Raw genomic sequence first — 14,751 nt, 5'->3', positions numbered from 1 at the left:
GTCCTCCAAATTGTTTATTTATTTTCCAGTTTTATGAAATAGATCAACCCATTTGGCTCGGGGTTCATTTTTTTTAAGGTATTTTCGGTAATGTGACTTAGATTATTTGGAATTGGCAAAGGTGCTGTTATCTTTTGTTCAACCAATTTTATTATTTAATTTAGAGGTAAGACCAAGATGAAACGTTATCAAATGTATGTCGGTGGTGAGTGGGTTGATGCCAAAAGCAAGCAAATAGAGAGTGTAATTAGTCCATCAACGGAAGAAGTGATTGCGGAAATCCAAAATGCTGACGAGAGTGATGCTGACTGGGTTTTAGACGTAGCGAAAAAAGCCCAAGCCTCTTGGGCTCGCAAGCCTGCCAGACAACGCGCAGACATCATGCGTACCTTTGCACAACTAATTAGAGACAATAAAGAACACTTAGCCGAGTTAATCGTTAAAGAACAAGGGAAAATGCATCGTGTTGCACTGGGTGAGGTAGAGGTAACCAGTTCATTTATCGAGTATGCGTGCGACTGGGCGAGGCAGATGGATGGCGATATCGTTCAGTCTGATAATGAGAATGAACAAATTATGATCCATAAAGTGCCGCGCGGCGTCGTAGTTGCGATAACGGCATGGAACTTTCCACTCGCGTTAGCAGGTCGCAAAATTGGGCCTGCGTTGGTTGCTGGTAATGCCATCGTGGTAAAACCGACATCAGAAACGCCTTTAGCAACACTTGAGTTAGGTTATCTAGCCGAGCAGGCGGGTATTCCCGCAGGCATATTGAACATTGTAACGGGTGGGGGAAGAACACTCGGGAATGCGTTAGTTGGACATAGATCAACCAATATGGTCTCGATGACAGGAAGTACTCCAGCAGGCCAGTCGATTATTAAAGCGTCTGCCAATAATATGGCGCACGTTCAGCTTGAATTAGGCGGTAAGGCTCCTTTTATTGTTATGGAAGATGCAGATCTTAACCAGGCAGCAGCGGCTGCCTTGCATTCTCGTTTCGATAACTGTGGGCAAGTATGTACTTGTAACGAAAGGATGTATGTACACAGTAAGGTTTATGACGATTTTATGCGTATATTCCTAGATAAAGTAGCGTCGATTCGAGTGGGAGACCCTATGGACCCAACGAGTGACATGGGGCCTAAAGTGAACGCACGTGAACTGCTTCATATGGAAGAGCTTGTTCAACAAGCCGTCGAAGAAGGCGCGACTATCGCCTATGGCGGTCAACGTGTTCAAGGGCCAGGGTTTGAAAAAGGCTTTTGGTTCCAACCGACCGTGCTGACAGACGTTAAACAAACGATGACGATTGTTCATGAGGAGGCGTTTGGACCGATTCTGCCTGTTATTCGATTCGATTCATTTGAGGAAGTCATTGAGTATGCGAATGACAGTGACTATGGCCTCGCTGCGATGGTATGCACTAAAAACATGAAATACATCAACAGATTACTTTCTGAATTGGAGTCGGGTGAAATTTACATTAATCGCGGTCATGGTGAGCAACACCAAGGTTTCCACAATGGTTATAAGTTGAGTGGTACTGGCGGAGAAGATGGTAAATATGGCTTTGAGCAATACTTAGAGAAAAAGACGTTCTATGTAAACTTTGATTAATAACATCGTTCCTGCATAACTAATGAACCGATTATGATGATTCAATTGTAATCGGTTCACTCTTCTTAAATTCCCCTCATTATTGGCGCAAGAATCACGGTTGTATAAAATTTGGTCTAAACAATCATGAGCTTTGTTACACCTTTGTGCGAACGTTATTCTTTGCGTCATGCTATAACGTGTGCTACAAAACTGTTCGAAATTAAAATACCTAAAATTCAACTAGTTGCATGATAATTTTTGCTGGATTTGAGTTTCCTTTTTTGTGATTTGTGGCGCTTTTTTGTATGGCATTTTTTTATAAAAAACCGATTTTGATCAAGTTTTTACCTCAAAAATAGATTGTGAAAGCGAAATGCTACATTCATCACGTTAAATTGGGCAACCAATCTTTAAACTTATCAACATTAGAGCTCCATTGGTTAAGCAAAGTTGGGGGTTGTTTAACGCAAAGTTCTATTTGTTTCTACTTACAGTAATTGATGAATTAACGACTTAAACGGGTAAATAAAAAAATGAAAAGGAAAATTCTTTCACTCTCTCTTGTTGCTGCTGCAGTAAGTAGTGTATGCGCACCAGCCATTGCGGCAGATGCTACTTATCTCGATGGTTTCAAGTTTTCGGGTTATGGTCGCGGTGTTGTAGGTGTGACTCAGGACCAGTTAGTGAGTAAAGAGGCAGAGCGTGCTCATAACGGTGTCAACATTATTCAAACAGCAGGTAACCCATACAAACCAACGGGTAAACTAGGAAACGAAGGCAGTCAGGCGGAGCTCCATTTCGATTATGGTGTGAGCCAGAATGATATGAACTGGGTAACGCATGTGAACCTGTTTACCGGTGCGAGTGATTACAACGATCCATCAAAACCACCTTCAAGCTATGTCTATTTGGACGAGTGGTGGGTACATGGTACAGGTATTTTTGATAGCAACCCTAACGCCGCGGTGTGGATGGGTAAGCGTTACTACGGCCGTTATGAAGCGTCACTCAACGCATACCAACACGTAAACCAGGATGGCATTGGTGGTGGTGTTGATAACTATGATGTTGGTTTCGGCATGTTGGACCTTGGTGCGGTGAAAGACGGGTTTGGTGGTACGACTCATGAGTTCTGTGAAAAAGACTCATCAAATCAATGCAAGCCTGATTCGGTTCAGGGTTACAGCGGTGGCAACGTTTCATTCCACGCTAAATTGCATAGCATGCCAATCGTTGACAACGTGAAAGGCGACGTGTTTGTTAACTATGGCCGTTATTTCGGCTCTGATGCAGATATGAAGTCACACATTTCAAATGGTGATTACAGTCGCTCTGCACGTGACGATAACCCAGACTCTTACCAAGTTGGTTTCTCTATTAAGCAAGGTGAGTGGGCTGACTTTAATCGATTACTAGTTCGTTATAGCAGCAAAACCAGTTCTTCAATGACGCAATCATGGCTGCACCGTCCTAGCTATCAGGTAGGTGGTTTCTTTGACGGCATGCAAGAGATTACAGATTCAATCCGTTTAGAGTACTTGCTTTCTCACGAGACCGCGTCTTATGGCGATGATGTTAAAGATCTAGCGATCAACTGGGATCTACCTTACGAAAAAACCACTTGGAATCAAGCAGTGGTTCGAGGCACCTATAAGTGGAACAACAAGTTCTCAACCAAGCTTGAAATGGCTTATGACCAAATGGACTTCGAAGTTAATGGCTTGGGTAGCATGAGCGGTTCAGATGGCACGAACTCTTCTGCAAAAATCACTCTTGCTCAAGACATCCATCTAGGTAGTGGTTACTGGGACCGCCCTACTATTCGTTTGTTTGTTACCTACGGTCAGCTAGACACCAATACATTAGCATTCCAAAGCTTTGACAATGGTTACAGTGACTGGCAGGCAGGCTACAACCCATACATTACTGAACTGGGCAAGAAGAATGCGACAACCTTTGGTCTGATGTTTGAAACTTGGTGGTAATTTTTTGTGTGGCAGTCTCTTTAGATTGCCACCACTTTTCTTTTTAGGATTATAACGATGAATACAAATAAAACGAAAATAGCAGTATTGCTATCTACGGTTTTAGTTGCGGGTTACGGTTGTAAATCAACACCAACCGACGATGTTAATACGGGTGACAATGCCGCAGAAGTCGCGGCGGTTTATCCTGATTTTGAATCGGATAGTTTCTTTAACTCTGCACGTGCAGAGCATGCCAAAACAAAAATCACCAGCGAAAGCGGTGTAACAGCTGGAAGCAAGGCATTACAAATCGACTTTGATGCCGTTTCAGATGCCAACAAATACAAGTACTGGCCAAACGTGAAATTCTTCCCTGCATCCGGTGAGTGGAACTGGAATGCAAAAGGTAGTTTTAAGGTTGATGTGACTAACCCTCTAGACACGCCAGCGAACGTGATTTTTAAATTGGTTGATAACGTCGGTCAAATGGGCGCGGAAACTAATCAGTTAAATTACGCGGTCAATATTGGTGCGGGCGAAACTCAAACTATTGAAATGTTATTTAATGGTGGTGTCCGTAAGCTAGATGGTTATTGGAATGGTGATAACCTTAATCTAAGAAAATTAGTTGAACTTCAAGTGTTTGTTCAAGGGCCAGCAGATGCCCAGAGCATTATTTTAGACAATTTAGAGTTGGTGAATTCGACCGGTGATTTTGTTGCAGCTGAAGAAAAAATTGTTGCAGCTGGTCCGGTACCAACCGTTGCTGCTATCACCAGTTTCGAAAGTGGTGAAGAGACGTTTGTAAGTGCAGAGCGCAGCAACTCGACTCAAACGCGCGTTGTTGACACCGCTGATGGTAAGGGTTTGGAGGTTAAATTCTCGGCGACAAACGCGTACCCAAATGTAACGTTTATGCCGAAAACACCATGGAATTGGTCTGATAAAGGGGACTTTAACTTAGCGTTTGATATTGAGAACCCAACAGACGACGCTATTCAAATGTTTGTCCGTGTCGACCAAGCTGAAAATGCAAACTGGGGCGGAACTGCGGACGGCGTTACTGACAGTATGTCTAGTTATATGACAATCCTACCTGGCAAGAAGTCTACGTACTACATGTCTTTGCGCGAGCTTGAAGGTCACGTTGTCTCTGGTATGAGAAGTGAACCGCCAAAGCTATCTTATGATGCGCAGGCCATCAGTTATGGCTGGGGTGAAACGGGTCTTGATGTCTCAAACATTGATAATGTTCAGCTGTACCTACAAAACCCGACTAAGGATGCAAAAATCGTTGTCGATTCCATTCGACTAGTTCCAAACCTTGATGCAGATACGTCGCGCTATTCCGGTATCGTTGACCAATATGGTCAGTTCACGGGTGATGAATGGGAAGAAAAAGTCCATACCGATGAAGAGCTAAGAGAGGCCGGTAAAGAAGCGTTAGCCCAACTTGGTAATGTTAAGCCAATGGCAGATCGCTGTAAATTCGGTGGTTGGAAAGACGGCCCACGTCTTGAAGCGACAGGCTTTTTCCGTACAGAAAAAGTGGATGGCAAATGGACGATGGTTGACCCTGAGGGATGTATGTTCTTCATGACAGGGCTTGATAACGTTCGAATGGATGACACGGTAACAATTACCGGTATTGATTTTGCCAATGTTGATACTAAAGAAGGCCGTGTTGTTGCTTCTGAACTGCGCAACTCGATGTTTGAGTGGTTACCAGAAGAAAACGATCCTTTGGCGGTCAATTACGATTATGCGGGATGGATTCACTCTGGCGCACTGAAAAAGGCGAAGTGTTCAGTTTCTATCGTGCGAACCTAATGCGTAAGTACGATACAGACCAAGCCGAAGCAATGAAGATCTGGAAAGACGTGACGCTTGACAGAATGGTTGATTGGGGTTTCACCACACTTGGAAACTGGATTGATCCAATGTTCTTTGGTTCAGATCGTGTTGCTTATGAAGCGCATGGTTGGATTCATGGTGATCATAAACGAATCAGCACTGGTAACGATTACTGGGGACCGATTCACGACCCATTCGATCCTGAGTTCAAAAACAGCGCTCGTGACATGGCAGACGAAGTCGCTTCACGAGTAAAAGACGATGATCAATGGCTTGTGGGTGTTTTCGTTGATAACGAAATCAGCTGGGGCAATGTCATGAACGAAGCAAATCACTACGGTTTGGTCGTCAATGCATTGGCTTATGACGCGAAAGATAGCCCAGCGAAAAAAGTGTTTGCTGACCATCTAAAAGCGAAATATAAAACAGTAGAAAAGCTTAACTCTGCTTGGGGTAGTAAGGTGGCGTCTTGGGATTCATTCAATCGCTCCTTTGACCACCGTTCAGCATTGACTGCGGGAATGAAAACGGATTACTCCGAGTTGCTGCAAATGCTGTCTGAGAAGTACTTCTCAGTAGTACGAGGAGAAGTGAAACGTGTCCTACCTAACCACCTTTACCTAGGTGCGCGTTTTGCCGATTGGGGTGTTACACCAGAGATCGCACGAGGTGCAGCGAAGTATGTTGACGTAATGAGCTACAACCTGTACGCCAACGATCTCAATGACGGCAAAAAAGCGCATTGGAAGAAACTACTTCCTGAGCTAGATAAGCCAAGTGTCATTGGTGAATTCCATTTCGGCGCGACAGACACTGGCCTGTTCCATGGCGGTATTGTAACGGTATCGAATCAAACTGAGCGTGCAGAAATGTACACCCAATATATGGATAGCATTGTTAAAGACCCATATTTTGTTGGTGCACATTGGTTCCAATATTTGGATTCGCCAGCGACAGGACGAGCTTGGGATGGTGAGAACTATAACATTGGTTTTGTAACGATTGCCGATGAGCCGTATGTCGAACTTATCGATGCAGCTAAGCAATTCAACGCAGATCTTTACAATAAGAGATTTGGGAAATAATGAGATAGGACCCGCGATGTTGTGTCGCGGGTTCTACTCAAAGTAGAAGGATTTATAGAATGAAAAAACTAGTATTAGCCACATTGGTTGCGAGCGTGTTTTCAGCTCAGGCTCTTGCGGAAGATGTCTTAATTAATGGTTTTGAAGGTACTCTTGAAAACCCAGAAGATTCGGTTGCATATTACGCAAACGAAGGTGCAGTACATGACTTGGTGACGAGTGACTTTGCGTCTTCAGATGGCGGCAAAGTATGGGATATTGCATTCGCTCCAAGCGGAGCGGCTGACTACGAGAAAGTATCTTTCGGTGGTCCTGATGGAACTGCACTCGACTTAAGCGATTACCATACTATTAAATATAGCATTCAAAATACAGGTGATAATGCGGCTGTGTATGCGATGCGCTTAGAAGATAGTACAGGTGCCGCCTGCGATTTCTACCAAGAAGATCTTGCTACAGCAACGGACAGAACCGATACGTTAGATATGACGACGTGTACTGACAAAATTAATGCGTCCGATGTGATGTATTTTGCGATGTTTGCTCGTCCTTGGGACACAACCAATGCAATCAATGTTCAGGTTGAAGATGTCATAGGTGTAAAAGAAGACACGACTGAGCCGCCGGTTGGTGATGTGACGGTGGTGGAATCTTTCAGTGATATCGATGTTGGTACGGTTATTGACAACGACGCTGCGTCGTTAAGCAATATGGTGTCTAGTGACTATTCCAGTGATGGTGATGGTAAGTCGTGGAAGATTGATTTCGATGCTAGCCATCAAGGTACGAGTCTGTGGGGAGAGTGGGACTGGAGTGCTCGCGACACTTTTGAATTCGATGTTATCAACAACTCTGGACAAGACCTTGCTATTACGGTGAAATTGATCGCTCAGAATACAGATTGGGGCGAGAGCTATAACCTATATGGTGGAGAGACTCTTCCTTCATCTGAAGAGCCTCAGACGATCAAAGTAGACCTAGATTCTTCTGAAGCAGGTGCTAACTTTACCAAAGGCGCAGTTGGCGGAATCCAGTTTATGCTTGATATTAATCCAACGGCTGATGTGGCTGTTTACTTCGATAACATTCTTGTTTCAGGTCAGGATAGCGGAACGACTCCTCCAAACCCAGGTCCAGATCCAGAATACCCAGAGATCATCGGTGAAGGTGGTAGCTTTGGTAGCTTAGGTCTATTCATTGTTTCTGCACTGGCATTCTGGCGTCGCAGAAAGTAGTACTCGATAAGGCAGTCGTACGGCTGCCTTTTTCCAATATGCCAATTCAAAGCGCCAATTGACTCAGTACGTTCGTGTGTTAATGACTTTGTTGTTCGTTGGTGTCTAAAAATCGCATTCTTCAAGAAGTATAAAAGCGGTGCGTTACATGAAGATATATCAAAGCAAAAACATATTCTTAATGCTTGTTGCCATCAGTACGACATTCATGGCTCATGCAGAGATAAAAACACCGATGGTATTTCCGGGGCGAGATACTCTCATTCTCGAGTTGATTGATTTAGCGCTTGAAAAAAGTGCAGCATCTCACGATATTACTCATGCCGATGAATATTTATCTGATGCGAGACTTGTAGAAGAAGTCCGAAATGGAAATATCGATGTTATGTGGGCTGGTGCTTCTCAAGATCTACAAAATCAACTTGAAGCAATTAAAATTCCCATTTTTAAAGGCCTTGCCGGTTACCGTACTTTTGTGATTGAAAAAAACAGTCAAAACAAGTTCTTTGGTGTTAAAAATATTGATGATCTTCGGAAACTAAAAGCAGGTCTAGGCCGGTTTTGGTCTGATACTAAGATTCTAGAATCAGCGAATTTAGACGTCGTGAAACCGGTAAAGGCAGAGAGTCTTTTTCATATGGTCGAGGGAGATCGCTTTGACTACTTACCTCTCGGTGTTCATGAATCCCATGGTGTCGTTCGAGACCAGCATGAGCTTGAGCTAGCGGTTGAAGAAAATATTCTTCTTGTTTACCCATCAGCCATGTATTTCTATGTGTCTAAAGAAAATAAGCAGCTGTACCATTCATTGAACTCCGGATTAGAAATGGCGATAGCCGATGGCAGTTTTGATGAGGTTTTCTATAACTCTCAGCTTATTAAAGAGACATTTAAATCAAGCCGAATAGCTGAAAGAAACATCATTAACATTAAAAATCCATATTTACCTCTAGATGCACCAATTAATAGAAAAGAGCTTTGGCTTGATATTAATCGATAGAATAGGTTCGAGAAAATGAATAATAGTTTAAGTAAATCACTCTCAATTTTCCTTATCTTAGTCGGGCTTGTTGGGATCGCTATCGGTGGTGGCGCCAGCTATTTCACGGTTAAAGACCGACTGAACACGGCGTACACGCAAGATCTAGAGTCTACAATCGGCTTGGCAGATGCGGCATTAGTAGAGGCAATATTTGCCTATGATTTTGAGCAAGCTCAGGCGGTTACGGATGCATTGTTAAACTCTGAAATACTGCATTCTGTCGTAGTCGTTGACCAGCGTGGTAAAGCGATCGCTAGTTCAGGTACTCAACATACAGAACTAAGCACACGAGCGCATTCGGTAGAACGCGGTGGTTCGAAGATTGGTACAATTACCTTCCAGTTTGACCCTGCAATTATTGCTCAAAGTATGCAAAATGAAATGCTGCTGATGATGTTTGGCATAGTGTTGGTTTTGGTACTCGTTATTGTCAGTGTCTATTTCTTCATGCGCAAACTTGTTATTCAGCCTATTGATGATGTTACAACGTCACTTTATCGCTTATCAAAAGGTGATGCGGACTTGTCGCAGCGTATTGCTGTTAAAAGTGAGAATGAAATTGGGCGGTTAACCAAGAACTTTAATAACTTGATGGATAACCTAATGGATATGATTGCTGGTGTTGTGAATAATAGCAATCATATAAGAGAGATATCGAATACGCTGACTACTGCGGCGCAGCAATCGCAGGATGATTCTCACGCTCAGCAAATTTCAATGCAAACCGCTGCTTCATCGTTAGAGGAGATCAGTGTCTCTGCTGAAGATGTTTACCGAAACGCAGAAACGACATTGGCCAAAACTCAAGATGCAATCGAATGTGTTGAGGAAGGTGGTCGTCTGGTTGAGCAAAACGGGACACTGGCTACGAATCTATCTGACCAAATTAGTGAAACATCCCGAAGAATTGATAATCTGATTCAGTCCTCGTCTGATATAGGTTCAGTCGTAGAGGTGATTTTAAATATTGCAGAGCAAACGAATTTATTAGCACTAAATGCAGCGATAGAAGCGGCTAGGGCAGGCGATCAGGGACGCGGTTTTGCCGTGGTCGCTGATGAGGTAAGAGCACTGGCACAGAAAACCCAGAATTCAACATCGGAAATTGAGAGTATTGTTTCAGGCTTACAAGCTAACGCTAAAAGCGCTGCGGATTCTATGGTGGCGAGTTTAGGGTCATCTCAGGAGGTCACTGCAGCAGCAAATAGCCTATCTCAAAATTTGAAGCAGATTTCTGCGAATATTGATTCAATTAACAGTATGAATAGTGAAGTTGCTGTTTCGACCAAGCAACAAAGTGAAGTAACAAAGACGATTGCTGTGAATATTGATGAGCTAAATCAGTTATCTGCATCTTTATCAGCAAATGCAACGGAAGTAAATGCCAAAGTCGAAGAGCTTCAGGGAGTGAATCATAGTTTAACGGCGAATATCGGACGTTTTAATATGTAACGTTGATAACTTTTCGATATAGTTGTTCCTAGAAAGTGGCGTTTACGCCACTTTTTTATTAGGTGTTCTATTGGAGTGGTATATTGAAGAGAAGGAGCCGATGAACAAGAAAGATGTACATTCATTTAATAAAAAGTCATTAAATGAATGTACTAATTAGATTAGGTTGCAAGCGATTTACTTGAATTTAATCCGTTGGTTGTTTCCTCCATCACAAGACGCTTGGATAATGCTACCGCCGTTAGTTGCTTGGTTGTTAGCAACCTCAAGACACTTACCCGTCTTCTTATTTCTTAACTCAAAAGTGTTACTGCCTTTGTCGAATAACGTCCACAACTGATTTTCTTCTGCTGAATTACAAATATACTGCTGGATAGTAGCACCATCTTTCCATTGAGATGCGTCTGGTTTTAACTCAACGCAGAGTTGACTTTTATCTGATTGAATTAAATACTCACTGTTTGATACTGGAGTGAAAGTGAAACGTTGATTGCTATTTGACGTGTTGCAACTCCATTGTTGATAGGTACTACCATTCCACGTTGCTCCATCTTTTACATCGAGACATCTATTACTATGAATAAACTGTAAACTAGTTGCATCACTCGGAGGGACAACGCCGTTATTATCGTTGTCTCGAACTGGTTTATAAACACGAATCCAGTCAACGTACATTTTATTTTTCGAGCTATCGGCTAGATCCGCATCAGAAGCAACGATACCAGCCTCTGAACGCCACGAATGGTCTTCAGTGTCAAGTATAATGAACATCTCTTCATCCATGTTAAACTGGCTCTTATCTAGAGTTTGTCCAGTGTAATCCTTGTCTTTCATCAACACTTGTTCCCACGAACCTTTCGGTGTCTTTACACCATCTATATAGAACGTCACTTCTGTAGGACTTTTCCAATAGGCAGCAAAGCGGTGGAAACCATCTCTCCAATACGTCCCCCAACTTGGTTCGTTGTGTGTTTGGTCGTTGAAATCACTTTTAATTGTGTTATCAGAGTTTCTAAGGAAAACATGGAAGTTAGTCGACATGTTTTTCGCAAACCAGGTATCCTTCGCTCCACCATATACCTCGAGAATATCAATCTCGCGCTCGTCATTTTCACTCAATAACCAAAAATTTGATGAAAGCTCTAGATTACTAACTTTAATTCTAGCTTCCATGAAAATTGGATATTTTACTTTCGTCTTAGAGGTTACAACGCCAGCATTAACTTGTTCTGTACCTTGACGACGAGATGCGCTGATAATTAGGTTTCCATCCGAAACCCATGACTCGTTCGACTGCCAATAAGTTAAACCTGGACCGGTCCATCCATGAAAATAGGTGTCGTTCCACTTGCTCGTGAAAGTGGTGTTTTTACCCGAGTAGTTAAAAGAGTCGGAATAAGCTTCTTGTAACTCCCACTGTTGACCGTCGTCTAACTCTGCAGGAATTGGAATAGAATCCCAATCATTTGCGAAAGCAGGATTTATGGCAATGGTGAGTAGAGTGAGTATTAGTAATTTCATTATTCATCCTTAAATATGTGGATATAAAAAATAGTTTGGATGTAGTGCAAACCTTGTATTTGCACTGTAATATTATAGTTCAACAAATGTTATTATTCATTGCTGTTTTTGTGAATTTGGAAAATGTGTTGCTATCGATTAGTGTTTATTATAAAAGTGAGACGTGGCGCTTGTTATATTGTGATTGTTTATATGGTTCAGGCAATTTTCTGGAAGTCGTTTTTCGTTGGTTGGCTTATTTTGTTGAAACGGTTATGAGAGGGTTTGTTCGGGGGTGAGAGGTGATACAAACTATTAAAATAGATATGAGAGCTCATCAACAAGGTGAGCTCTCATATGGTTTTTTATATCCCTTACTTAGCTAATGATATTTTCTCCACGGTTTTCTTTTTGTTCTATTGTTACAGGCCAGCCTTCATAAATATTATCGAGGTTAGGATTATTGACATCAGCCAAGAAACGATAGGCAGTACAACGATAAGTAAGTTTATCGGTATCAAACTCGATAACACCAAATCCACTACCTTTTTCTTGTGCTCTGACATATCGGTTGTCAGATTGGCCTACAACGGGATTCGCGACCGCATAGACGTAGTTTTTTGTTCCAAATGCATCCAGAGATTCTCCTGTATGAGGAAGCCCATGTGAGGGACGGTTATCTGTAGCAATTCCAACAGACTCTGGGATCCAAAATCGTTGCCATCCGGCAGCAATTGCAGGTACTGCGAAAGCCCAGTTTGCATCACGTTGTTTCTCAACACCATATTGAGATATGGAAGCGAGGTGTGTGTCGCCACAAATATGAAGTGCCATGGAGTCTTTGATAATGTTGACTGCTCGGTCTCTACTTGATGCAGGCCATCCGTTACTATCAAAATCATACTTGAGATACTTATCTGGACCTCCATTGTGTGTCGCTAGACTTGCAAACACAGTCTGACTGAGTACTGCTTTTAACGCATGCTGATCCCACTGTTGAGCCCATTCTGTTAGGAACGCCTCTTGTGTTGCCCCTAGCATTTCGAGTTTTTCGTTGTCGAGTGAAGGGTTGAAATAAAGAGGTTCTTCATCTCGTCCTGTGATGCCAACTAGTGCGTCTACACGATCAGGACCGCTTTTAAACTGTCTGTCAGAGAGCACAGCAAAGCTAACATTGCCATACAGTATTTCACCGAAGTAGGCTTTAATGCCATTTTGAGCCTCCGCAGGTGCAACGTTGTAAGGTGCCGGATGGTGGGAGGTGTGAGTGTCATGTACAACGTTAACAAATCGCGGTGATTGGATGTATCCAGTCAACACTGAAGCACTAGGGTCTTTTTCAGGGTTAGCCATAATCGCGCCACCTTCACCCCACATGTTCCCTTGTAGGATATCGTGGTCATCTGGGATACAAATTGTGGGTGCGCGACTCATTGATTCTCTAAACACCCAGCCAAACTGATAGTATTTTCTCAAGTAGTTGAGAATCGCTTTGTCGTCGGGAGATCGAATGACACCAAACCCACCGTGGCTTTCATAAAGCTGATCACCCGAAAAGAACAATAGGTCAGGGTTCAGGCTTTCGACGTTCTTTCTCAATGGCTCATAAGGGTAAGCGTAGTCATTCTGGCAAGTAAATGCCGCCATATTTAACTGACGTCCCTTGGGCTCAGCTTGAATCTCACCTGGCCAAACATCAAGTGTTTCCGTTCCGTCTTTATGTTGCTCAGCGTATACGACACGATAAGATGTAGATTTGCTTTCATCCCAGTTTTCTATTTCGAACGTAGCGAACCAACTTTCTTGGTTTAGAGGTGCTTTAGCAGCGGTTTTCCACTCATTGTCAACAAACAGTTGAAGGGTCGCGTTTTGTTCGTCTTTGTTCCCCATTGGGCCGACGAATGCCGTCATCTTCATCACATGTCCACGGTCGCTTCGGGAGTTGTTGACCGTATACATGGTCCACAATATTGGGCCAAAGCGATGAGTATCATCAACAGAGAACGCCGCGCCTTTTACTTGCCATTTCTCGAAACGATAGCGGCAACCCTGGTCCTCTTTTGCAATGATATTGCCATATGTGGACTCTATGTTCGCGTTGCTAACGACGGCAATATTACCAAGTAATTCATCATTAGATGCAATAGCATTTATTGTACCTAGTACTTTTTTACTCTTAAGCTCGGTAGCCGTTAACGTCACCGTTACTGCACCTGCGACAGTCGTTGCCTTCAGATATAACTGGATGGGCTCATCAGTCGTCGATGAACTCATTTTTACGGACTTGTTACCCAGAATGAGAGTGTCTTTAGTATACAAAGCATCAAAGCCGCGCTGTACGAAACAGTTGCTTCGGTAGTCATTTAGTTCGCTTCGAGCACCGAGACGAAGGCCTGCGCCACCATCCTGTGGTTGTATATCGATACGCTTTACAACGACCGACATCTCAAATCCTGCAGTAGGGTTGGTTATTTGATGAGTTAGTAGATGAACGCTTCTGTTACCGCCGAGGCTTAACACCTCAACACCGCCATCTTTTATCATCCAGTCTTCCATTGGATTAGCCCAGTAATTGCCGCCAATCCAAATTCGGTCATGAGTATTTTGCCAACTATCATTTAGGTCAACCAAAATATTGTCGCTAGTTTCCAATGTAGACGCAAAGCTACTACTGCTTTGTCCATAAAGGCCACCAACCACCAATCCGGCACCTGCAGCTTTGAGAATATTGCGCCTTGAGACCCCAATGCTCATATTGAATAATCCTTTTGGTAAATATGTTTTCATGATTACATTAACCAATATTTGCTTTGGTGGACATGCTGAAAAATGGATTTTGTGACTGAAGAGGAGTGCTAAATGATAAGAATTGCAGATATGTGATCTTGCTTGAATAATGTACGAACTGAGTTAGTGCGTTTGCTGCCTGTCGAGACTAAGAAAAGAGTTCACAGGTAACGGCATCTATATGAAATGCTGGCAGAATCAAAAAAAGCCCCTCAGTATTGAGGGGC

9 protein-coding genes are annotated in these 14,751 nt (G+C 42.9%); 7 read left to right on the top strand and 2 right to left on the bottom strand.

Annotation, left to right across the window (positions count from 1 at the left end; translation table 11 throughout):
- Positions 1-177 precede the first annotated feature (177 nt).
- From aldA to AC6I8Y_RS09690, 7 genes are all read left to right on the top strand, one after another.
- On the top strand, positions 178-1,620 hold the full coding sequence (gene aldA / locus AC6I8Y_RS09720; protein ID WP_498020059.1) for an aldehyde dehydrogenase: 1,443 nt from the start codon (positions 178-180) through the stop codon (positions 1,618-1,620).
- A gap of 515 nt (positions 1,621-2,135) precedes the next feature.
- A complete protein-coding gene (locus AC6I8Y_RS09715) occupies positions 2,136-3,587 on the top strand; it encodes a carbohydrate porin (RefSeq protein WP_498020058.1) in 1,452 nt (483 codons plus the stop codon).
- Positions 3,588-3,644: 57 nt separating this feature from the next.
- Positions 3,645-5,399: a hypothetical protein gene (locus AC6I8Y_RS09710; protein WP_498020057.1), complete on the top strand. Its 1,755-nt coding sequence runs from the start codon at positions 3,645-3,647 to the stop codon at positions 5,397-5,399.
- Positions 5,339-6,508 carry a beta-galactosidase gene (locus AC6I8Y_RS09705; protein ID WP_498020056.1) on the top strand — a complete coding sequence of 390 codons (1,170 nt, stop codon included), beginning with the start codon at positions 5,339-5,341 and terminating at the stop codon, positions 6,506-6,508. The genes AC6I8Y_RS09710 and AC6I8Y_RS09705 overlap by 61 nt, the downstream gene beginning before the upstream one ends.
- Positions 6,509-6,567: 59 nt before the next feature.
- Positions 6,568-7,743 carry a hypothetical protein gene (locus AC6I8Y_RS09700; protein ID WP_498020055.1) on the top strand — a complete coding sequence of 392 codons (1,176 nt, stop codon included), beginning with the start codon at positions 6,568-6,570 and terminating at the stop codon, positions 7,741-7,743.
- A 148-nt stretch (positions 7,744-7,891) separates the two neighbouring features.
- A complete protein-coding gene (locus tag AC6I8Y_RS09695) occupies positions 7,892-8,743 on the top strand; it encodes a transporter substrate-binding domain-containing protein (RefSeq protein ID WP_498020054.1) in 852 nt (283 codons plus the stop codon).
- Positions 8,744-8,758: 15 nt separating this feature from the next.
- Positions 8,759-10,237, top strand: a complete 1,479-nt coding sequence (locus AC6I8Y_RS09690; protein ID WP_498020053.1) for a methyl-accepting chemotaxis protein — start codon at positions 8,759-8,761, stop codon at positions 10,235-10,237.
- A 177-nt stretch (positions 10,238-10,414) separates the two neighbouring features.
- On the opposite strand, the gene AC6I8Y_RS09685 is transcribed toward AC6I8Y_RS09690, so the two are convergent.
- Together AC6I8Y_RS09685 and AC6I8Y_RS09680 are read right to left on the bottom strand one after the other, a co-directional pair.
- Entirely contained in the window at positions 10,415-11,758 is a 1,344-nt protein-coding gene (locus AC6I8Y_RS09685; RefSeq protein WP_498020052.1) for an RICIN domain-containing protein, read from the bottom strand.
- Positions 11,759-12,115: 357 nt separating this feature from the next.
- Positions 12,116-14,491: an alkaline phosphatase D family protein gene (locus tag AC6I8Y_RS09680; protein WP_498020051.1), complete on the bottom strand. Its 2,376-nt coding sequence runs from the start codon at positions 14,489-14,491 to the stop codon at positions 12,116-12,118.
- Between the last annotated feature and the right edge of the window lie 260 nt (positions 14,492-14,751).

Source organism: Vibrio sp. KUL78, assembly GCF_059725505.1.
This window is presented reverse-complemented; position numbering and strand designations above follow the sequence as displayed.